The 20,657-nt window shown below is 69.2% G+C and carries 17 protein-coding genes; 8 read left to right on the forward strand and 9 right to left on the reverse strand.

Features of this window, described 5'->3' with window-relative positions; all coding sequences use genetic code 11:
* The first annotated feature begins 6 nt into the window (after positions 1-6).
* The 4 genes from MJ777_RS01000 to MJ777_RS01015 all read left to right on the forward strand — a co-directional run bounded on the left by MJ777_RS01000 (position 7) and on the right by MJ777_RS01015 (position 3,659).
* Positions 7-540: a transcriptional regulator gene (locus MJ777_RS01000; RefSeq protein WP_239308516.1), complete on the forward strand. Its 534-nt coding sequence runs from the start codon at positions 7-9 to the stop codon at positions 538-540.
* 280 nt (positions 541-820) lie between these two features.
* Positions 821-1,762, forward strand: coding sequence for an ABC transporter ATP-binding protein (locus MJ777_RS01005; RefSeq protein ID WP_239308515.1), 942 nt, complete (start codon positions 821-823; stop codon positions 1,760-1,762).
* A gap of 5 nt (positions 1,763-1,767) precedes the next feature.
* The gene (locus MJ777_RS01010) at positions 1,768-2,601 is read left to right on the forward strand and encodes an ABC transporter permease (RefSeq protein WP_370652614.1); all 834 of its coding nucleotides are present in this window, start codon (positions 1,768-1,770) and stop codon (positions 2,599-2,601) included.
* A gap of 113 nt (positions 2,602-2,714) precedes the next feature.
* On the forward strand, positions 2,715-3,659 hold the full coding sequence (locus MJ777_RS01015) for a heme A synthase (protein WP_370651426.1): 945 nt from the start codon (positions 2,715-2,717) through the stop codon (positions 3,657-3,659).
* 118 nt (positions 3,660-3,777) lie between these two features.
* On the opposite strand, the gene MJ777_RS01020 is transcribed toward MJ777_RS01015, so the two are convergent.
* Positions 3,778-4,710, reverse strand: coding sequence for a heme o synthase (locus tag MJ777_RS01020; protein WP_239372486.1), 933 nt, complete (start codon positions 4,708-4,710; stop codon positions 3,778-3,780).
* A 583-nt stretch (positions 4,711-5,293) separates the two neighbouring features.
* Here MJ777_RS01020 and tal point away from each other — a divergent pair.
* The 4 genes from tal to pgl all read left to right on the forward strand — a co-directional run bounded on the left by tal (position 5,294) and on the right by pgl (position 10,027).
* Positions 5,294-6,403, forward strand: coding sequence for a transaldolase (gene tal, locus MJ777_RS01025; RefSeq protein ID WP_239308512.1), 1,110 nt, complete (start codon positions 5,294-5,296; stop codon positions 6,401-6,403).
* A 152-nt stretch (positions 6,404-6,555) separates the two neighbouring features.
* A complete protein-coding gene (zwf, locus tag MJ777_RS01030; RefSeq protein ID WP_239308511.1) occupies positions 6,556-8,088 on the forward strand; it encodes a glucose-6-phosphate dehydrogenase in 1,533 nt (510 codons plus the stop codon).
* A 122-nt stretch (positions 8,089-8,210) separates the two neighbouring features.
* Positions 8,211-9,251: a glucose-6-phosphate dehydrogenase assembly protein OpcA gene (locus MJ777_RS01035; RefSeq protein WP_239346293.1), complete on the forward strand. Its 1,041-nt coding sequence runs from the start codon at positions 8,211-8,213 to the stop codon at positions 9,249-9,251.
* Complete coding sequence (gene pgl, locus MJ777_RS01040) at positions 9,251-10,027, forward strand: 6-phosphogluconolactonase (RefSeq protein ID WP_239308531.1); 777 nt, start codon at positions 9,251-9,253, stop codon at positions 10,025-10,027. The genes MJ777_RS01035 and pgl overlap by 1 nt, the downstream gene beginning before the upstream one ends.
* Before the next feature lie 198 nt (positions 10,028-10,225).
* Here pgl and MJ777_RS01045 read toward each other — a convergent pair whose 3' ends face one another.
* The 8 genes from MJ777_RS01045 to MJ777_RS01080 all read right to left on the reverse strand — a co-directional run bounded on the left by MJ777_RS01045 (position 10,226) and on the right by MJ777_RS01080 (position 20,592).
* Complete coding sequence (locus MJ777_RS01045; RefSeq protein WP_255720378.1) at positions 10,226-10,561, reverse strand: RNA polymerase-binding protein RbpA; 336 nt, start codon at positions 10,559-10,561, stop codon at positions 10,226-10,228.
* A 164-nt stretch (positions 10,562-10,725) separates the two neighbouring features.
* Positions 10,726-12,477 (reverse strand): ABC transporter substrate-binding protein, encoded by a 1,752-nt coding sequence (locus tag MJ777_RS01050; protein ID WP_239308508.1) that lies wholly within the window; start codon positions 12,475-12,477, stop codon positions 10,726-10,728.
* A 29-nt stretch (positions 12,478-12,506) separates the two neighbouring features.
* Positions 12,507-12,737: a preprotein translocase subunit SecG gene (gene secG, locus MJ777_RS01055; protein WP_239308507.1), complete on the reverse strand. Its 231-nt coding sequence runs from the start codon at positions 12,735-12,737 to the stop codon at positions 12,507-12,509.
* Between the two features lie 192 nt (positions 12,738-12,929).
* Positions 12,930-14,687: an ABC transporter substrate-binding protein gene (locus tag MJ777_RS01060; RefSeq protein WP_239372487.1), complete on the reverse strand. Its 1,758-nt coding sequence runs from the start codon at positions 14,685-14,687 to the stop codon at positions 12,930-12,932.
* 148 nt (positions 14,688-14,835) lie between these two features.
* The gene (gene tpiA, locus MJ777_RS01065) at positions 14,836-15,657 is read right to left on the reverse strand and encodes a triose-phosphate isomerase (RefSeq protein ID WP_239308505.1); all 822 of its coding nucleotides are present in this window, start codon (positions 15,655-15,657) and stop codon (positions 14,836-14,838) included.
* Positions 15,657-16,859 (reverse strand): phosphoglycerate kinase, encoded by a 1,203-nt coding sequence (gene pgk / locus MJ777_RS01070; RefSeq protein ID WP_239308504.1) that lies wholly within the window; start codon positions 16,857-16,859, stop codon positions 15,657-15,659. Before pgk ends, tpiA begins: the two co-directional genes overlap by 1 nt.
* A gap of 122 nt (positions 16,860-16,981) precedes the next feature.
* Positions 16,982-17,992 carry a type I glyceraldehyde-3-phosphate dehydrogenase gene (gene gap / locus MJ777_RS01075; protein ID WP_239308503.1) on the reverse strand — a complete coding sequence of 337 codons (1,011 nt, stop codon included), beginning with the start codon at positions 17,990-17,992 and terminating at the stop codon, positions 16,982-16,984.
* A gap of 1,424 nt (positions 17,993-19,416) precedes the next feature.
* The gene (locus tag MJ777_RS01080; protein ID WP_239372488.1) at positions 19,417-20,592 is read right to left on the reverse strand and encodes a glycosyltransferase; all 1,176 of its coding nucleotides are present in this window, start codon (positions 20,590-20,592) and stop codon (positions 19,417-19,419) included.
* Positions 20,593-20,657 lie beyond the last annotated feature (65 nt).

Here is a 20,657-nt window from a genome sequence, read left to right on the forward strand (position 1 = left end):
GAGAGCGTGACCGAGGCCCACTCCGGTGCAAGCAGGGACTACGCCGCGGAGCTGGGGCACCGGCTGCGGGCCACCCGCCACCGACGCGGGATGTCCCTCCTCGACGTCCAGGAGCGGACCAACGGGCGTTGGACGGCAGGCACCCTCGGCGCCTACGAACGCGGCAACCGCGCGCTGCGCGTACATCGCCTGGTGGAACTGGCCGAGCTCTACGACGTAGCCACGATCATGCTTGTCCCGCCACCGTCGGCCAGGCCCGAGCTGGTACGGCTGCCGCCGCTTGCCATCGACCTGCACCGGCTGCGCAAACTGCCACCGACCCGCACCGGGCCACTGCGGCGGTGGATCGCGATCATCCAGGTGCTGCGCGCGGAGAGCTCCCGGGACGTGCTGCGCCTGCGGCGGACCGACCTGCGCCCGCTGGCCCGGCTGTACAGCACAACCCCGTTGATCCTGTACCAACGCCTCGGCGCCTGGGGCGCGCTCGCGGACCCGAGCCCCGGCCAGCGGCCCCCGTCACCTCGGGGACGGCACAGTTAGCGCATGTCTGCTGGATGGTGGCCGGTGGCCGGTGGCCGATGCGGGTATCGATCCACGCGGTTGACGGTCCATCAGACCTGACCTGCGGCGTGCTTCGGAAGCCGTCGTTCGATCGGGAGCCGCGTCCAGATGGCTTTCGGGACACGCCCTGGCTGCTGCCGCCCGGATCTTCGCTGCCGCCCGGCCCTTCGCGTACCGGTGCCTGCCGTTACCTGCACCGATACATGCCGGCCGAGACATGCCGCGCGCCGTGCACGCAGTGGTCCGTAGGATCGCCAGTGTGGCGGAGGATCTGGCAGTCGAGGTTGCCGACCTGGTCAAGACCTACTGGCCACGTTCCGGCCAACCCATTCGGGCCGTCAACAACCTGTCGCTGAGCGTGGTAACCGGTTCGGTGACGGCCCTGCTCGGCCCCAACGGCGCGGGCAAGACCACCACCATCGAGATCTGCGAGGGCTTCCGGCACGCGGACGCGGGCCATGTGCGGGTGCTCGGTCTCGATCCTCGGCGCGACGTGGCCGCCCTGCGCCCTCGGGTGGGGGTCATGCTCCAGGCTGGCGGGGTCTACCCGGGTGCCCGAGCCGGCGAAATGCTCGCGCTGCTCGCCGCTCATCACCGCAACCCGCTGGACGTCGGCTCTCTGCTCGAGCGGGTCGGCATGGCCGGGGCAGCGCGCACGCCCTACCGGCGCCTGTCCGGCGGCCAGCGCCAGCGGCTGTCCCTGGCAATGGCGCTGGTGGGCCGGCCCGAGCTCGTCTTCCTGGACGAGCCCACCGCCGGCCTGGACGTGCAGGCCCGCCGAGCCACCTGGGAGCTGGTCGAAGAGCTGCGTGTCTGCGGGGTGACGGTGGTGCTCACCACCCACGCCATGGACGAGGCGGAGCGGCTCGCCGACCACGTCGTGATCGTCGACCATGGCGGGATGCTGGCGGCGGGCTCCCCGGCCGAACTGACCCGCGGCGGCGCCGAGGGGCAGCTGCGCTTCCGGGCACCCGCGGGTCTCGACATCGACCGCCTCGTGCTGGCCCTCCCGGACGGGACGGTCGCCCGCGAGGAGCCCGCCGGTCGCTACGTCGTGCACGGCACGATCGACCCGCAGCTGCTCGCGGCCGTGACCGCGTGGTGCGCAAGCAACGGTGTACTGGCCGAGGACCTCAGAGTCGAACAGCGCAGCCTGGAGGACGTGTTCGTGGAACTCACCGGCTCGGGGCTGCGTCCGTGACCGGCATGGACGCCGGTGCCAGCACCGGCGCACCATCCGAGACGACAGTGGCCGGACAGCTACCAGCCGCCCGGCGCCCACTCGATCTTCGCCCGGCGCCTGGTGCCGCGCGCTGGCCGGCCATGCTGCGGGCGCAGACGATGATCGAAATGAAGCTGACGCTGCGCCGCGGCGAATCGGTGCTGCTCACCATGATCATTCCAGTTGGCCTGCTGCTGTTCTTCACCGCCGTGGACGTGCTGCCCACCGGTGCGGGTGCGCCGGTGGACTTTCTCGTCCCCGGCGTCCTGGCCCTCGCGGTCATGTCGACGGCGTTCACCGGGCAGGCCATCGCGACCGGTTTCGAGCGTTCCTACGGTGTGCTCAAACGGCTCGGCGCCAGCCCCCTGCCACGCGTGATCCTGCTCGCCGGCAAGACACTGGCCGTGGTCGGCGTAGAGATCATCCAGGTTCTGTTGATAGTCGCCGTGGGCCTCGGCGCCGGCTGGCATCCGCACGGCTCCCCGCTGTCGGTGGCGTTGCTCCTGCTGGTGGCGACGGTGGCCTTCTCCGGCCTCGGGCTGCTCATGGCGGGCACGCTGCGGGCGGAAGCCACCCTGGCCGCGGCCAACGGTGTCTACCTGCTGTTGTTGCTCGTGGGCGGGATCGTCTTCCCACTCTCCCGGCTGCCTGGCTGGCTGGCGAGCCTGGGCGCGCTGCTGCCCACGGCCGCGGCGTCGGAGGGACTGCGCGCGGTCCTGCGGGGCTCCGCCGGGCTGCCTGTCACGGATCTCGCCGTGTTGCTCGCCTGGGCCATCGGTTCGCTGGCCCTCGCGGCGCGGACCTTCAAATGGGAATAATCTTTTACGGCCATGGCGTACCCTGTCGGCACCCTGCCCGGCTCCCTCGCACCCACTAACTTCTACAGACGGTAGCATGACCCGCGATGAACGCATCGCGAAGAATACCGACAGTGAGCCCCACCGTTTTCAGGCGACTCACCCGGATCTCCGTCGCCTTGCTCGCGCTGATTGTCGTCACCGGCGGCGCGGTCCGGCTGACCGGCTCCGGACTTGGCTGCCCCACCTGGCCCACCTGCGGCGACAATTCGTTCGTCACCCGGCCGGAGTATTCCGCGCACGGCTGGATCGAATTCGGCAATCGCCTGCTGACAGTCGCCGTCGGACTGGTGATGCTGCTGCTGCCGCTGGTCTCCCTGCGGCTGCGCGACCGTCGCCGCGACCTCGTCATGCTCTCTTTCGGCCTGTGGCTGGGTTTCCTCGGCCAGGTGCTGCTCGGCGGGCTGACCGTCCTTTTCAAGTTGCACCCCGCGCTGGTGGCCGGGCACTTCCTGCTGTCGATGCTGCTGCTGGTGGACGTCATCGTGCTGGACCGCCGGGCCGGATCGGGCCCCGGCCCGGCCCGCCCCGTGGGCCGGCCCGAGCTGCGCTGGCTGGCCCGGGTGCTCACCCTGGTCGCCGGCGCCGTGCTGCTGCTCGGCACGGTGGTCACCGGCACCGGCCCGCACAGCGGGGACTCGGCCCAGGCCAGACGCTTCGGGCTCGATATCACCAATGTCGCGCAGCTGCACGCGGACGCGGCGATGGTGCTGGTGGGCCTCATGATCGCAATGGTTCTCGCGGTCCGTCTCGGGGAGGCGCGGGCTGAGGCCGTCCGCGCGACCACCGTGCTCGCCGCCGTCGTGCTGGCCCAGGCCGGCATCGGGTTCACCCAGTACTTCACCGGTGTGCCCGTGGGCCTGGTGGAACTGCACATCGCCGGGGCCACCGCACTGTGGATGATCACCCTGTGGGTCTGGCTCGCGATGGTCGAACGGCCGGCTCCGGACGCGCCCGCCGGTGCGCCGGCCGCCTGCGCGCCGGCCGAGCGCGGACCCGACGCGGTACCGGTCGGATAAAAACATCAACTTCCGGCAACGGCTGGCAAACGCCGCCATGCACGGCGAGAATCGCGCCGCCGGCTCCGGCGGAAGCGGGCGAAACCGCCGTCGGCGGCTCGGCTTGGCTTGGCTCAGCTCAGGAAGCGGTGAGCGCCGCGACCGCGACCGCGACGAACAGAAGCGTCAGATAGGTGATCGAAATATGGAACAGCCGCATCGGCTGGATGTCCCCGCCTCGGCGGACCTGGCGGACCAGCCGGTGGGCCTCAAACAGGAACCAGCCACCGAGCGAGCCGGCCACCGCCAGATACGGCCATCCCGTGTGGGCGATGGGGACGAGCAGCAGGGAAGCGGCCACCATGACGTACGAGTAGCCGAGCATCCGCCTGGTCACCACCGCGGCAGACGCGACGACCGGCAGCATGGGGATGCCCGCCGCGGCGTAGTCGTCCCGGTACTTGATGGCGAGCGCCCAGAAGTGCGGGGGCGTCCAGAAAAAAATCACGGCGAACAGCAGCACAGCGGGCCAGCCGACCGTCCCTGTCACCGCCGACCAACCGATGAGCACCGGGAAGCACCCGGCCGCGCCGCCGATGACGATGTTGGACGGGGTACGACGCTTGAGCCCCAGGGTGTAGACGAAGACATAGAACACGATCGCCCCGTCGGCGAGCAGTGCCGAGACCCAGTTGACAGCAAAACCGAACAGGGCCGTGGCGGCCACCCCGAGCATGATCCCGAACCGCAGCGCCTCCGCCGGAGTGACGCTTGCCCGGACGAGCGGCCGTCGGCGCGTCCGGGCCATCACCTCGTCGATGTCGCGGTCTATGTAGCAGTTGAACGTGTTCGCGCTGCCCGCCGCGAAGGTCCCGCCGACCAGGGTCGCGAGCACCAGCCACAGGGACGGAAGACCACGTTCGGCCAGCAGCATCACCGGTACAGTTGTGATCAACAGCTGTTCGATGATCCGCGGCTTCGTCAGGGCGAGGTAGGAGCGGGCCAGTGCTCCGGCCGGGCGCCGGGACTTCACCGGGCCCGCCGGCCCACCGGGCTCAGGCTGCGCGGGCATGTTCCGCTGCGGCAGGCTGGAAACCGGTGTGGACGCGGCCAAGGCGGACAGGACGACCTCGCGATCGGCGGGAGAGGAAGAGCACCCGCGCAGGCTCAGGCCCCGCGGCCGGGGCTCACAACATGGTTCTACGACGTGTCGGAGTCTAACCGCCGGATGCCGTGCCCGGCACGCGACCCACCGACAAACAAGATCACTATTCGGCCAGAAAAGATCACAATTTCGGGTCACGACCGCGGTACAGGACGCACCGGACCAGCGCCAATACACGACCTTCGATCACCCAAGGCTGCCACGGGCGCACATCAGACGAATAAATTCTCAAACAGAGGTAGCGGAAGGATGGTGTTCTCGCTAACTTTCCCACTCTGCCGCGAGTATCCGGACGCTGGGATGAGGCGACCGAGAGAGGGTAGAGCCATCATGGTGGCACGGCGGCGGGGCCTGCGCGACGGTGCCCCGTGGGCAGGCCGCGACCTGCCCGCAGCTGCCGCCGCGGTGGTCGGCGTGGCCGTGCCCGTACAGTGCGGCCCGATAGTGCCAGACCATGTACCAACGCCCGTGGAGAGGACGTCACACCGCGATGACCGACACCTTGGCCCAGCTTTCCGCCGCCGGAGTGGCGGTCTGGCTCGACGACATCAGCCGCGACCGCCTACGCACCGGCAACCTCGCCGAGCTGATGCGCACCCGGGCCGTCGTCGGCGTCACCAGCAACCCGACCATCTTCCAGAAGGCGATCAGCGGCGGGTCCGCGTATGACGAGCAGATCCGCGATCTCACCATCCGCGGAGTGGACGTCGGTGAGGCCATCCGGGCGATCACCGCGGCAGACGTCCGCGCCGCCTGTGACGTACTTCGCCCCGCCTACGAGACCAGCGCGGGCGTGGACGGCCGGGTGTCGATCGAGGTGGACCCGCGGCTGGCTCATGACAGCGAACGCACCCTGGCCGAAGCCCGAGCGCTGTGGTGGCTGGTCGACCGGCCGAACCTGTTCATCAAGATCCCGGCCACTCTCGCCGGCCTACCGGCGATCACTGCCACCCTCGCCCAGGGCATCAGCGTCAACGTCACCCTGATCTTCGGGCTGAACCGTTACGAGGCCGTCATGGACGCGTTCATGACCGGCATCGAGCAGGCCCGGCAGGCCGGCCATGACCTGTCCGCCCTCGCCTCGGTGGCGTCGTTCTTCGTCAGCCGGGTGGACAGCGAGGTGGACCGCCGCCTGGAAAAAATCGGCACTGAGGGGGCTCGGGCGCTGCGGGGCAGGGCCGCGATCGCCAACGCGCGGCTGGCCTACGAGCGATACGAGCAGGCCTTCGCGACCCCGCGCTGGTCGGCCCTTGCCAAGGCCGGCGCCAAGCCGCAGCGGCCGCTGTGGGCGTCGACCTCCACGAAAGACCCGGCACTGCCAGATACGATCTATGTCAAGGAACTGATTGCCCCGGGCACGGTCAATACGATGCCCGAGGCCACGCTGCACGCCTTCGCCGACCACGGGGTGGTCAGCGGCGATACGGTCAGACCGTACTATGAGGACGCCCGCGCGGTGATGGCCCGCCTGACCGAACTCGGTATCTCCTTCCCCGACGTGGTCGAGGTGCTGGAGCGCGAGGGCGTGGAGAAATTCGAGGATTCCTGGAACCAGCTGCTCACGGCGGTGGAGGGCCAGCTTGACGCCGCCGGCGGCTGACCCGGGGCGAGGCGTCCCGCCAGCGGCGGCCGGCGGCTCGGGCGCTCTTTGCGGACCCGCGGCGACAGGTGCCGCCGTTGCTGCCGTCGTTGCCGTCCGGCGACGGTTCTGAACCTGCCCACGATGATTCTGGACGGACAGAGGGGGTTCGGGTGACACCGACGGTGAACACCAACCCACTGCGAGACCCGCGCGACCGCCGCCTGCCGCGGCTGCCTGACCCGTGTGCGTTGGTGGTCTTCGGGGTGACCGGTGACCTGGCCCGCAAGAAGCTCATCCCAGCCGTCTACGATCTGGCGAACCGGGGCCTGCTGCCACCGGGTTTCGTACTCCTCGGGTTCGCCCGGCGCGACTGGACCGACAGCGATTTCGCGGAAATCATCCGGGAGGCCGCGGCGGAGGGGGCGCGGACACCGTTCCGCGAGGAGGTGTGGGAGCGCCTTGCCGCCTCGATAAAGCTCGTCCCCGGATCGTTCAACGACGACCACGCGTTCGACACCCTCGCCCAGACGCTGCTCGACCTCGAGCACACCCACGGGATCCCGGGGAACGCGGCTTTCTACCTGTCCATCCCACCCTCGGCCTTCCCCGTCGTCCTCAAGCAGATGCAACGCACCGGCATGGCATCCAACGAGGCGTCCGGGGGCTGGCGGCGGGTCGTGGTCGAAAAGCCCTTCGGCCACGACCAGGAGTCGGCCCGCGCGCTCAACGAGCTGGTCGACGAGGTCTTCACCCCCGAAGACGTATTCCGCATCGACCACTATCTGGGCAAGGAGACCGTCCAGAACCTGCTGGCGCTGCGATTCGCCAACACCTTGTTCGAACCGATCTGGAACTCCCACTTCGTGGACTCCGTCCAGATCACCATGGCTGAGGACGTCGGTATCGGCTCACGCGCCGGGTTCTACGACGAAACCGGCGCGGCCCGTGACGTCCTGCAGAATCACCTGCTGCAGCTGTTGGCGCTGACCGCGATGGAAGAGCCGGTGAGCTTCAACGCCGAGGCCATCCGGTACGAGAAACTCAAGGTGCTGCGGGCGGTCTCGCTGCCGGCCGATTTCGCCGGCTACGCCGTCCGCGGCCAGTACGAACAGGGCTGGCTCGCCGGCCGGCGGGTAAAGGGCTATCTCGAGGAAGACGGCGTCCCCGCGGAGTCCCGGACGGAGACCTACGCCGCCGTCCGGATCGGGATTGAAACCCGCCGGTGGGCTGGTGTGCCCTTCTACCTGCGCACCGGCAAACGGCTGCCACGCCGGGTGACGGAGATCGCCGTGTCGTTCAAACCAGCGCCGCACCTGCCCTTCAACACCACCGACACCACCGAGCTCGGCCACAACCAGCTGGTGGTCCGGGTCCAGCCGGACGAGGGCGTGACGCTGAAATTCGGGTCCAAGGTGCCGGGCTCGGCCATGGAGGTCCGCGATGTCGCCATGGACTTCCTGTTCGGTGAGGCGTTCACCGAGTCGCTGCCCGAAGCCTACGAAAGGCTCATCCTCGACGTGCTTCTCGGGGACGCGACACTGTTCCCGAACAACGCCGAGGTGATCGAATCGTGGCGGGTGATCGACCCGATGGAGGATTACTGGGCGAGGACCGTCCCGTTCCGCTACCGGGCCGGCAGCTGGGGCCCGGCCGCCGCCGACGAGATGCTCGCCCGGGACGGGCGTCGCTGGCGGCGGCCGTGAGGCCGGCGAGCGCGAAGCCGGTGACCGCGATCGCTCCCCCGCCAGCGGCTGGAGCGCCCGGTGGACTCTGAAGGACCGTGGACTCTGAAGGACCGTGGACTGAAGGACCAGGGAGGCGACCTATGACGACCCTGTGGGACACGACCGGCTCCGACGTTGTCAGGGCGTTGGCGGCCGAGCGGCGCTCGGCCGGCGCGCTCGCCTTCGGCCTGGCGCTGACCCTGGTGGTCGTGGTGGACGAAAAGCACGTCGGTGTCGCTGAGAGCGCCGCGACCACGGCGGCGGCGGCCCACCCGTGCCGGCTGCTCATCGTCGTCCGGCGCCAGCTGGACGCCGCCAGTTCGCGGTTGGACGCCGAGGTCTCCATCGGGGGGCGGCTCGGGCCGGGTGAGGCTGTGGTCATGCGCATGTTCGGGCGCCTCAGCCTGCACGCGGAGTCGGTGGTCCTGCCGTTGTTGGCACCGGACGCGCCAGTGATCACCTGGTGGCACGGTGTCCCGCCGGACCACATCGCTTACGATCCGCTCGGGGTTTTCGCCGACCGACGAGTCACCGACACGTCCGCGGCGGACGATCCCGTCGCCGCGCTGCGCCAGCGGGCGGCGGACTTCGCCCCCGGCGACACCGACCTCGCCTGGACGCGGCTGACCGCCTGGCGGACCCTGATCGCCGCCGCCTTCGAGTCGCTCACCGAGAGGCCGCGGGCGGCCACCATTGCCGGCGGCGACCGCGACCCCAGCGTCTGTCTGCTGTCCGGGTGGCTGTCCGACCGTTTGGGCCTACCGGTCAGCGTGGAGACGAAGTCGCACCACGGGCTTGCCGAAGTACGTTTTGATCTTAATGACGGCGAACTGACGGTTGCCCGGCAGGACTCCCGCACCGCTGTGCTGAAACGGCCCGGCCAGCCCGACCGGGCCGTGCCGCTGGCCGAACGCGGTCTCGGCGATCTGCTGGCCGAGGAGCTGCGCAGGCTTGACCACGACGGGCCCTACGCGGATGCGCTGGCCGCCTGGAGCACGGTCAAGGGGCTGGCAGCTCGTTCCCCGGTGCGCGAGCACATCTGGCGCGACCCGATGGCGAGCAGTGTGGACAGCCCGGGCACGACGGGCACGACGGGCACGATCACACGGAAGACGGGCACGATCGCGGGGGCGGCGGGCTGATGGGCGCGGCTGCCGAGGTCATCATCCACCCCGACGCGAGCCTGCTCGCCGCCGCGACAGCCGCCAGGATGATTATCAGCCTAGCGGACGCGCAGGCCGCCCGCGGCACCGCGTCGGTGGTGCTGACCGGTGGCGGTATCGGCGTGGCGACGCTGCGGGCGGTGCGCGGCAGTCCGGCCGTCCAGACGGTCGACTGGAGGCGGGTCGACGTGTGGTGGGGGGACGAGCGGTTCGTTTCCCTCGGCTCGCCCGACCGTAACGACGGCCAGGCACGGGCGGCGCTGCTCGACGCGCTGCCCCTGGACCCGGCTCGGGTCTTCGCGATGAGCGATCCGGACAGCGCGGCCGACGCCGACGCGGCCGCGGCCACCTACGCACAGCTGCTTGCCGAACACGCCCCGCCGGGCGCGGACATCGCCGCCCCATCCTTCGACGTGCTGCTGCTCGGCATCGGGCCGGACGGCCACGTAGCGTCGATCTTTCCGGATTCCCCAGCCGTACACGCCACCGCGACGGCCGTCGCCGTCCCCGACTCCCCCAAACCGCCGCAGGTCCGGATCACCCTCACGCTCCCCGCCATCCGGGCGGCCCGTGAGGTCTGGCTGCTCGCCGCAGGGGACGCGAAGACCGCCGCGGTGGCGCGGGCGCTCTCGGGCGCCTACCCCCCAGAGATCCCGGCCGCGGGCGCCCAGGGCCGGGAGCGGACGCTGTGGCTGCTGGACCGCGCCGCGGCAGCCGAGGTTCCGGCACCACGCGCCACGGCGCCGGCTCGGTAGGTTGTCGAGACGGCACACGTCAACCAGGATCACCAAATTGGCGTCACAACAGCCGGGGCCGCGTGGTACCGATCGACGAACGCCGCGACCGGTGCCACGGCCGGAACTCCACGGTCAGGCAGGGCCGCCGCGGCGCCGTGGGGCTGGGGCACGGACCCCAGCCCCGCTCCTTGACCCACACCCCTGTTGCCGGAGCCTCTAAACGGCGCCCCGCAGCTTGGCAAGGGCCTCGGCCAGGATCGCCTCGCCGTCTTTTTCGTTACGCCGCTCCCGGACGTAGGCGAGATGGGTCTTGTACGGTTCGGTCTTCGGCGGCGCGGGCACGTTGTCACGGTCGCGGCCCGCCGGGAAGCCGCAGCTTGGGCAGTCCCAGGTCTCTGGAATCGCGGCCTCCGCCGCAAACGACGGCCTGGTTTCGTGATTATTGGCGCACCAGAAGGAAATCCGCTGCCGCGGGGCGGTCTCGCCCCGTTCAGCCTCCCCCATTGGTCCCGCTCCTACCCGACTTCCTCGGATGGCGTTACCACCTGCCACGGTCCGTCTACTCCTTTGTCTCGTCCCGCTGGTTGACTCCGGACCCGGCCCCCAGCGCCTGCCGGTTCGGCCTGACCGAGTGTAAGACGAGATGGGCCGACCTCGTCGCACCCACCACCGCCGGTCATCCGCACGACGGTTTCAGGTCACTGTAAGCGCACTTCTCACGCAATGCCCATAGATACGCTGGTGGGATCACCGTTGTCGAGCGAGCCCAGCCGTACGAAACCACGAACGTTAACGCTGTGCATACGCGGCACCACGGTAACAGCCAACGGGATAACCGCGGCATCGGTGAGCAGCTCCCGTTCCAGATCACCCCAGCGGGTGTTGGCGGTGGCGGCATCACGCTCGGCGAGGGCGCTGTGCAGCAACAAGGTGATCTGTTCATTACGGTATCCGCCATCGGCCGGTCGGGGCCCCGACCATGCCGGCTCCAGCATGGGCTGGAACACGGTGCGCCCGGCATTGCCGAACCACTGTGGCGTCACGGTGTCCAGGGCGAGGTCCCAGGACTGGCTTTCGGTGGCCGCCATGGCGCGCGAAGGATAGTCGACGGCGGGCACCGCGATGACGCGCAGTGCCACGCCCCCGCGGGCGAAACCATCCCGGAGCGCTGACGCCACGCCCGCGGCCGCGGCCGAATCGGTGGTGAGCAGGGTCAGCGCGGTCAGCGGACCGCCAGGCGCGCTCCGCGCGCCCTCCCGGCAACGGGTCGCGTCGCCGGTCGAGCCGAGCGTGGGGAAGGGATCCCGAGGCTGGTAGCCGGCCATGGGGGCCTGCAGCAACTGCGCGGTCGCGGTGGCCGTGACAGGCCCGCCGAGAGCCGCCGCGACGGCCGCGCGGTCCACGCAGTACGTGAGCGCCACCCGGACGGCGCTCACCCGCAGGGCTGCGGCGGCCGGGCCGTGCAGCCCCACGGTGAGCGACACGACGGATCCCGGGCCGTCGGTGGACAGCCGACCGTCCGCCCGGGCGTCCAGCCCCGCCACCTCCGCGGCGGGTACGGGACTGTCGAGAGCCAGGTCAGCCCGCCCGGACTCGATCTCAGCCTGGGCGGTGGCGGCGTCCATGTTGATGCGTAGCGTGACATGGTCGGCAAGTGCCGGGCGGACACCGTCCGATGACGCGCTCCAGGCCGGGTTACGGGAGAGCCGGTAGGCCTCGTCGTTCACGGCCGCCGAGAAATGGTAAGGGCCATCGGAGATGAGGTGCTCCAGGTAGCCCGACGAATCCGGCGGGTATGCCAAAGCCTCCTGCGGTACCGGGGCCGCCGCCGGCAGGGCCAGGACATCGGCAAAGTCGGAGGCCGGCGCAAGCAGGTGGAACTCGATGGTCTCATCGCCGATGACCTGGACACCGCTGATGTCGCGATGCTCGATGAAGTCACGCGCGCCAGCCACCGGAGTCCGCGCGAGATCGTCACAGTAGACGGCGAAACCCGTCACGGTGGCGGCAAAGTACCCCCGCATGGGCGAAGGCTTCGGCGGGGTGCACAACCGCTTGATGCCGCGGGCGACATCGGTCGCGGTGACCCGCCTGAAGCCGGGGGTGTCCCAGCGCACCGAGGAACGCAGGACGACCGTGTAGACCTTCCCGCCCTCGCTGATCTCAGGGGGGCCAACCGCCAGATCCGGCTGGGGTGCCGCGGCGAAGACCGGGTCAGTGCTCGCGCGGTAGGAATACAGTTGGCGCGATACCAGCCGTACCAGCATCCTCGAAGCGGGGTCAGCCGCCCAGCCGGGGTCACCGGTGGGCATGGTGGCGCCGACCAAGCGCAGCGTTCCGCCGGGCTTGTCCGTCGGCTCGGAGGTGACCGTGGTCGTGACCGGCGTCACCCGCACCGGCCCGGGACCACCCTCGGCGCATGCCGCGGCAGCCCCGAAGAGCACGACCAGGCAGACGATCAGCGTCAAGGCCGGCGTTCGTGTCCGTCCAGGGCCGCTCACTCCTTGAGAAGGAGGCCCAGGCCGATGATGGAGGTAATCCAGATCAGCGCGACGGCGATCGTCAATCGATCAAGGTTCTTCTCCACGACCGAAGAACCCCCGAGCGAGGAGGACACACCGCCGCCGAAGAGCGTGGACAGCCCACCCCCCTTGGCCCGGTGCAGCAACACGAGGAGCACCAGCAGCACACTCGTGATGATCAGGGCAATGGACAGCCCAACAGTCATCTCTTAGACCTGCTCCCGCGCCGTCGTCATCCAGCCGTCACTGTGAGGCCTCACCAGGCGCGCGAAAGACCATGATCGCGCCTCCAGTGGAGGTACAACAATCGTGCCAAGTTACATCACGGCGTCCCGGTCGTATGAACGGCACGCCATGTCCCCGGCTGCCCGGGCGATGACCGTCCAGACAGCTGCTCGTTACGGGACGACGCCGAGCGAGGTGAGGTCCACCATCATGAAAGCTGACGAGTAGCGGATGTTGGTGAGCCGATCGCTGTAGACGTTGAGTGCCCGATCATAGAGCAACGGGATGTAGGCACCAGACGCGACGACCGCCCGGTCCAGCGCCGTCCAGATGCCGGCCGCGTCATCCTCGTCCACCGTCTGGATGGCGCGGTCGAGGTCCGCATTGATCGCGGGCTGATCCAGCTCGGCGAGGTTGAGGTTATGCTGGGGACGGATCTCACGCCCATCGGCGAGCGGGCTGAGAAAGGCGTACGGTGCTGGCCGGTCACCCTGCCGGGCAGTCAGTATGAGGCCGTAGTTCATGGCGTGCGCACGGTCGGGTGTCCCGATCACCGCGGCGGGGTATTGCGGATCATCCACAACGCTGACGGTGACCGTGATACCGACCCGGGCCAGCGAGACACGGAGCGCCTCGGCCTGTGCGGCGTCCAGCGGGTCCGGCCCGGTGACGAGCGTCGTCGCGAAGCCGGCGGGCTGGCCGCAGGCCGCGAGTTCCGCCCTGGCCCTGGAAAGGTCGCCGGTACCGCCGGGGCTCGGGAAGAGATCAAACCAGGAGTAGTAACGCACCGGCGGCGTGAGCATCGTCCCGGCGATGTCCCCGCCGATGATCGGGCCTCCCCGGGCGCTCTGCTGGGCCTGCCTGTCCAGTGCCCAGGCCACGGCGGCGCGGCAGTGGATGTTGCCAAAAGGAGCGGTCTTGGTCACCACCGCCAGGTAACGCAGGATGCCCGTGGGTGCCTCGACAGTGCGGTCCGCCCGCAGGCTCGGGTTCGCGACGATCCGGGCCGCGGCCTGGGCTCCCACCCCGGTCTGCGCCGCGGCGACGTCGACCTGGTCGGTCAGGATGCGGTTGTCGATGTCAGCCGCGGTAAGCCCCATCCGCTCCACGACGCGATCCGGGAAGGCGGACCGGTTCGGGTCGCTCTTCGGGCTCCAGCTCGGGTTGCGTACCAGGGTGATGGACTCACCCGGACGGTAGTTCTCAATCTTGTACGGCCCCGAGGCGACCGGCCGCGCGCCGTAGGCCGCGCCGGTGTCGTGCGCCCGTGGCACCGGGGTTGAGACCGGTGAGGCCATCACGAGGTTCCAGTCCGCGAACGGCCGGTTCAGCCGGAACGTGATGGTCAGATCATCCGGAGTCATCACCGAGGCGAGACCGAGGCGATCGGGATCCGGATCGTTGTAGGGCCCCGGATAGGGGGCGTTGTCGTCCGCGAGCAGCTTCACGACCTCACCTGGACCGCCGGTGATCACGTCCGTGGCGAACGCCCGCTCGATCCCGTACTTGATGTCCTTGGACGTGATCGGTGTGCCATCCTCGAACGCCAGCCCCGCGCGGATGGTGTAGGTCCAGGTACGCAGGTCCTTGGACGTCGGCACGTCGGTGGCGAGATCTCCGGCCAGCTTCGCGACGCCGGCGCTCACGCTGTAGGTCACCAGCTGGCGGGAGATCCACCGCTGCTGGTTCCAGCAGCGGACGGCCGAGGTCCGCTGCGGGTCCCAGGAGTCGCAGTCGGTAGTCGCCGCCACCCGCAGCGTCCCGCCGGTCCGATCCGACGGCGCGATGGTCCTGGAGCTGATCGCGGCGGGCGGGACCAGCGGGGCAGGCGAGACCTGCCCGTGGCGTCCCGCGTCTGTGCAGGCGACCGAGGCAAGACCGAGGACAGCCACGACGGTGCCGACCCGGGTGAGCGCATGCTTGCGTCGCATGGTCTGAGCTGAGCCCCTTCCCGGCGGGAGCGCATCCCGCCACCGGAGCCACCCAAGCACACCCGGATCAGGCCACCTGCCGCGCAGTGGCTCGTCCGCCCGTCCCGCCTGCCCCGCCCGTCCGTTCTCAGGACTCAGGACTCAGGACTCAGCTCGGCGGCGCGCTGCGGACGATCGCCGCGAACTCCGCCGCGTCCAGGCTCGCGCCGCCGACGAGACCGCCGTCCACGTCGGGCTGGGTGAACAGTTCCGGCGCGTTCGACGCCTTCACCGACCCGCCGTAGAGAATGCGGATGACAGCGGCGGCCGCGGCGCCGAAGTGCTTGGCGAGCCGCCCCCGGATCGCGGCGCACATGTCCTGTGCGTCCTGCGCGGAGGCGGTCCGCCCGGTGCCGATCGCCCACACCGGCTCATAGGCGATGACCAGCGTGCGGGCCTGTTCCAGGGTGATCCCGTCGAGCGAACCGTCGATCTGGTCGAGAACGTGGGTGACATGGCTGCCCGCCGCCCGGACCGTCTCGGGCTCCCCCACGCACACGATCGGGGTGATGCCGTGGCTGTAGGCGGCCCGCGCCTTGGCCGCCACCAGCGCGTCGTCCTCATGGTGGTCAGCGCGGCGTTCGGAGTGGCCGACCACCACGTAGCCACAGCCCAGCCGGGCGAGCATCGCACCGCTGATGTCACCGGTATGGGCGCCGGAACCGTGCGGGGAGAGATCCTGGGCGCCGTAACCGATGGCAAGCTTGTCACCATCGATGAGGGTCTGGACACTGCGCAGGTCGGTGAACGGAGGCAGGACAACGACCTCGGCGTTGTCCAGTTCGGCTGGCTTCAGGTCGAAAGCCACCTTCTGGACGAGCGCGATCGCCTCGAGGTGGTTCAGGTTCATCTTCCAGTTGCCCGCGATCAGCGCCTGCCGCCCGCTGCCGCGCGGCTTCCTGCCGTCGCCGGCTTGCTTGTCGATCGCCATCATGCCTCCAGGGCCGCGAGACCGGGCAGGACCTTACCCTCCAGATACTCGAGGCTGGCACCACCCCCCGTGGAAATATGACTGAAAGAATCCTCGGGGATACCAAGAGTACGGACAGCGGCGGCCGAATCCCCTCCACCGACGACGGTCAGACCGTCGACCCCGGCAATGGCCTCAGCCACGCCCCGAGTACCGGCCGCGAACGGCGGGAGCTCGAACACGCCCATCGGACCGTTCCAGAACACGGTGCGGGCACCGCGCAGCCGGCTGGCGAACAGCGCCACCGACGCCGGGCCGATGTCGAGGCCCTTCTGCGCGTCGGCGATGGCGTCGGCCTGGACCACCGCGGTGACCGCGTCGGCCGAGACCTCCTCGGCCACCACCACGTCGGTGGGCAGCACGATCCTGTCCCCGCCCTCGCCCAACAGCTCCTTACACGTATCGATCATGCTTGCTTCCAGCAGCGAACCGCCGACGGCGTGTCCCCGCGCCGCGAGAAAGGTAAAGCACATCCCGCCGCCGACCAGGAGAGCGTCGACTTTCGGCAACAGCGCCCGGATCACCGCGAGCTTGTCACTGACCTTCGAGCCCCCGAGGACGACCACGTAGGGACGAGCCGGAGACCCGGTGAGGGCCGCCAGCACCTTCAGTTCGCTGGTTACCAGCGCTCCGGCGGCGTGCGGAAGCCTTGCGGGCACATCCACGACGCTGGCGTGCGCCCGGTGGACGGCGCCGAAGGCGTCGCCGACATAGCACTCGGCCAGGCCGGCGAGCTGGTCCGCGAACGCGGCGCGTACCGCCGGGTCCTTGCTCGTCTCGCCGGGGTGGAAACGCAGGTTGTCCAGGAGAGCGACCTCACCGTCGCCGAGTTCGGAGACGACTTTCTGGGCATACGGCCCCGCGATGTCACCACCGCCGTCACCGGCGAACGTGACCGGCCGCCCAAGCAGCTGCGCGAGCCGCCCGACGAGCGGGGCGAGCGAGTACGCCGGGTCCGGCATGCCCTTGGGACGCCCCAGGTGGGAGCAGACGACCACCCGGGCACCGCGGTCCAGCAGCGCGCGGATGGTGGGAACACTCGCGCGCAGCCGCCCGTCATCGGTGATTCGGGGAGTGTCCCCGGACCGGTCCAGCGGAACATTCAGGTCGCTGCGGACGAGAACCCTGCGCCCGTCGACCTGCAGATCGTCAATCATTCTCACGCCGTTTGCTCCAGGGTTTCCAAAAACACGCGAAAGTTGTCGAAACCTCCCACGTCAGCCCATCCGGACCCCCGGATCGGCGCACGGGCCGCACGCGCGGATAATTCATGATCGTGCCATGGTCACTGAAGACGTCCGCCAACGAGAGCGGTGAGATCCACCAGACGGTTGGAATAACCCCACTCGTTGTCGTACCAACCGATGACCTTCACCTGGTTGCCGCTGGCCATGGTGAGCAGCGAGTCGAAAGTGCACGAGGGCGACGTGCCGACGATATCGGAGGAGACGATCGGATCCTCGGTGTAGACGAGGATGCCCTTGAGCGCGCCGTCGGCCGCCGCCCGGTAGGCCGCGTTGACCTCCTCGATCGTGACCTCGCGCTTGAGGGTCGCGACCAGATCCGTCACCGAGCCGTCAAGGACAGGCACCCGCATGGCCAGGCCGTCCAGCTTGCCCTTGAGCTGCGGCAGGACGAGGGACGTCGCCTTGGCCGCGCCGGTCGTCGTCGGGATGATGTTCTGCGCGGCGGCACGGGCACGACGCAGGTCCGAGTGCGGGAAGTCGAGGATGACCTGGTCGTTGGTGTAGGCGTGCACGGTCGTCATCAGGCCGCGCTCGATGCCGAAGGCGTCCTCAAGGACCTTGGCCAGCGGCGCGACGCAGTTGGTCGTACATGACGCGTTCGACAGGATCGTGTGCTTCGCCGGGTCGTACACGTCGTCGTTCACGCCGATGACCACGGTGAGGTCCTCGCCCTTGGCCGGGGCGGAGATGATGACCTTTTTCGCGCCCGCCTGGACGTGCTTGCGCGCGTCGTCGGCCGAGGTGAACCGGCCGGTGGACTCGACAACCACATCGACCCCGAGATCGCCCCAGGGAAGCGCCGCCGGATCACGCTCGGAGAGCACCTTGATGAAACTGTCACCGGCCTTGATCCCACCATCGCCGACACTGACCGCCTCCGCCAGCGTACCCAGCGTCGTGTCGTACTTCAGGAGGTGAGCAAGGGTCTTGTTATCAGTAAGATCGTTGACCGCGACGATCTGTACGTCGTTACGCTTACTCGCCTGAAGCGCCCGCCAGAAGTTGCGGCCGATACGGCCGAAGCCGTTGACACCCACTCGCGTAACCACGTCAGGGAACCTCTCTGCCGTCATGTGCTTTCTGTTGTCGCAGTGAGCCTAACGACTTCGGACATCATCGGCCGCTATCCGGCCGGATCGCTGTTGGCCTCCTCACAGATCGGCGCCCGGCGCGCCCATGAGCTGCTTACCTAGCGCTTTTTCCAGATTTGTCGGACTACCGGCTGGCTGGATCGCGCTTGTGCCGACCTGGCTCATAGTTTCGCGAAGCACAAGATTTTCATTTACGCAGCGTAACGATTTTCGATACCTCCACGCCTGCCGTCCGGGTACGGCGCGCTCTCTCCAGCGGCCATCCGCGCTGCTCCCGACAGGACGGCCGGAAGTGGCATGGGCACGACGGCCCCCGGATTGATCCAGACCGGTGCCTGCCGGATCCGTATGGGTCACACCCCGGCCACCGTCGCGACCCAAGCCGTACATCAATATTCTCGATAATGCAAATATTCGATCACAAACACCGGACCGCATCGTGCCCAGCGCCGCGGCTCACCGCGTCGCGTCGATGCCGGCACGGCCATACCGGCACCGGCGCGGGTGGGCCGTCGCCCCGACCCCGGCCCCGGCTCCGGTGGCGCCGGTGGCACGGACCGGTATTCCAGGCAGGGCGGAGTTCACCTCGGCGATACCGGCTCGAATGTATTTCGGCGGACCGGTACCGGAAAATGAGCGATACGCCGGGGCGAACCGAGAATTCATACACGGGCAGCTCCGGGGACAGCGAATCGCCTCGCTCGTATGCGGCGCGGCGCGGTAATTTCAGGGCTCGGCGGTCAGCGGGCGAACCACATTCCGCTGGGACGGATGTCGCCTAACTGGGAGTAGACGCACGTGCTTGAAGCGCCCTAAGCTGCCAAACAGTTCAGCCACCAACCGCCGCTGGAAACATGCGGAAGAGGGCTGGACGCGAGATCGTTTCTCCCGCCTCCGGCCGGCCGAGGGCGGCGCGATATTGGCCCTTTTCGCGCCGTCTTCGGTTCGGCCGGAGGACGCCTACAAGCTCCTCGGTGGCCGGCTAACCGTGCCCTGGCCACCGAGGTCGAACGGGTATCGGCGGTCCCCGCCTCCGTCCCCACTCACCCCACCGGGGTGGGGGCCGCCGGTACCTTTCAGCGGGTGCGGCGGCACAAGTTACGGCGACAGCCCCCGGTCGTAACGACTTGTGCCGCCGCGCCTCGGCAACCGGCTGCGAACTCGAAAAGAAAAAGGAAAAGGAAGAACAGAAGAACGTGGTGGCGGCCCAGCCAGTACGCCAGCCCAACCCGGAAAACCTGCCGATAAATGTTCATCGGCCGTTCCGTGGACGGCTTTAATAGATATCCGACAACGGCTAAAATGGTCTGCGGAAAACCCCCTGCCGCATCCCTATGAATTCCCCCAGCAGACATTCTCATTCATGATCAAATACTATTTGATCATGACTCTCCGCGCAGTGCTGGAAGGGCCGTGGAAATCGACTCGGACCATATCGCGGTCAGCTCCCGCTGCCAGTTCTCGATCGTGAACGGTGAGCGGACGAAGTGCCGCAGCGCGGCCCGTCGATCGTCCAGCGATGGCGGGACGTCGGTCAGCGCCCGCGCGGCGTCGGCCCAGAGCCCGTCCGCGGCGGACAACGGCAGCATGGTGATCCCTGGCAGGAGCCGAGAGATCTCCCCTACGCCGGCCAGGTCCGCGGACAGCACGGGAGTGCCCACCGCGCAGGCTGCCGGCACAGCGCTGGGCAGGCTTTCGCGGTCGGAGGTGACCAGCAACAAGGACGCGGCGACCAGCAGCCGCGGGATGTCGTCGCGTTCCCCGAGCAGCTCGACACGATCGCGGACATCATGCCTGACCGCGGCGGCGAGCAGCGCCGCGGTTTCCGCGGGCTCCTGAGGCCCGACGAGCCGCAGGCGGGCGTCGGCCCCGCGGGCGCTGAGCGCCGCAAGGATCTCCACCGGGCGAAGCCGGCCCGTGTCGTTCGTCGCGAGCCGTCCGGTGTGAAGCATGGTGATCGGGATGTCGACGCCCGCCGGCGCGGCCTCCAGCGCTCGCCGCCGGGCCGCGATGGCAACGCCAAACGGCTCGACCGCCAATCCGTCGTAGATCACCCGGCAGCGCGGGTCGGCCCGCCATTGGGAACACCAGAACCTGCGGATGGTGGTCTCGGACACCGCCAGCAGATCGGTCGCGCCAGCGTCAATCAGGCCCCGGTCGACAGCGCGCCCCAGCCACGTCACCGGGCCGCTGCCCCGCCCGCCCAGGCTGTCGTGGAGATGGGCGACGCGCCGCCGCACCCGGGCCATCCGGGCGAGCCCGAGCACAGTCCCGGTGGATGTCCGCGCCCACGAGTGGACTACCGACGGCCGCAGTTGGCGAAGCAACAGGAAGAAAGCACGCGGGAAGGACGGGCCGAGCCGGCAGTGGTACACCTGTCCCCCGAGCGAGCGGATCTCGTGATCAAACGCTCCCGGTCCGCCGGCCAGGGCGCAGAACACCAGCCGGAACTCAGTCGGATCGAGCCGGCTCATCAGCTCGACGGTGCGCGGCAGCAGACCACTCCGGTTCACGGTGTCGACGACGTGGAGCACCGTCCGTGGCCGGGCGGCGCTCACGCGGCCTGACCGGCGACGGCCTGACCGGCGACGAGGCGAGTACCACCAGCCGGTCGGCGCACTCG

Origin of the sequence: Protofrankia sp. Cj5, assembly GCF_917627405.1 — a bacterium.
Classification (GTDB): domain Bacteria; phylum Actinomycetota; class Actinomycetes; order Frankiales; family Frankiaceae; genus Protofrankia.

Bases quoted from the DNA above. Each gene is read 5' to 3' on its own strand.
- MJ777_RS01010 (WP_370652614.1), top strand. From the start codon at position 1,768: ATGGACGCCGGTGCCAGCACCGGCGCACCATCCGAGACGACAGTGGCC.
- MJ777_RS01020 (WP_239372486.1), bottom strand. From the start codon at position 4,710: ATGCCCGCGCAGCCTGAGCCCGGTGGGCCGGCGGGCCCGGTGAAGTCC.
- tal (WP_239308512.1), top strand. From the start codon at position 5,294: ATGACCGACACCTTGGCCCAGCTTTCCGCCGCCGGAGTGGCGGTCTGG.
- MJ777_RS01035 (WP_239346293.1), top strand. From the start codon at position 8,211: ATGACGACCCTGTGGGACACGACCGGCTCCGACGTTGTCAGGGCGTTG.
- pgl (WP_239308531.1), top strand. From the start codon at position 9,251: ATGGGCGCGGCTGCCGAGGTCATCATCCACCCCGACGCGAGCCTGCTC.
- secG (WP_239308507.1), bottom strand. From the start codon at position 12,737: ATGACTGTTGGGCTGTCCATTGCCCTGATCATCACGAGTGTGCTGCTG.
- MJ777_RS01060 (WP_239372487.1), bottom strand. From the start codon at position 14,687: ATGCGACGCAAGCATGCGCTCACCCGGGTCGGCACCGTCGTGGCTGTC.
- tpiA (WP_239308505.1), bottom strand. From the start codon at position 15,657: ATGGCGATCGACAAGCAAGCCGGCGACGGCAGGAAGCCGCGCGGCAGC.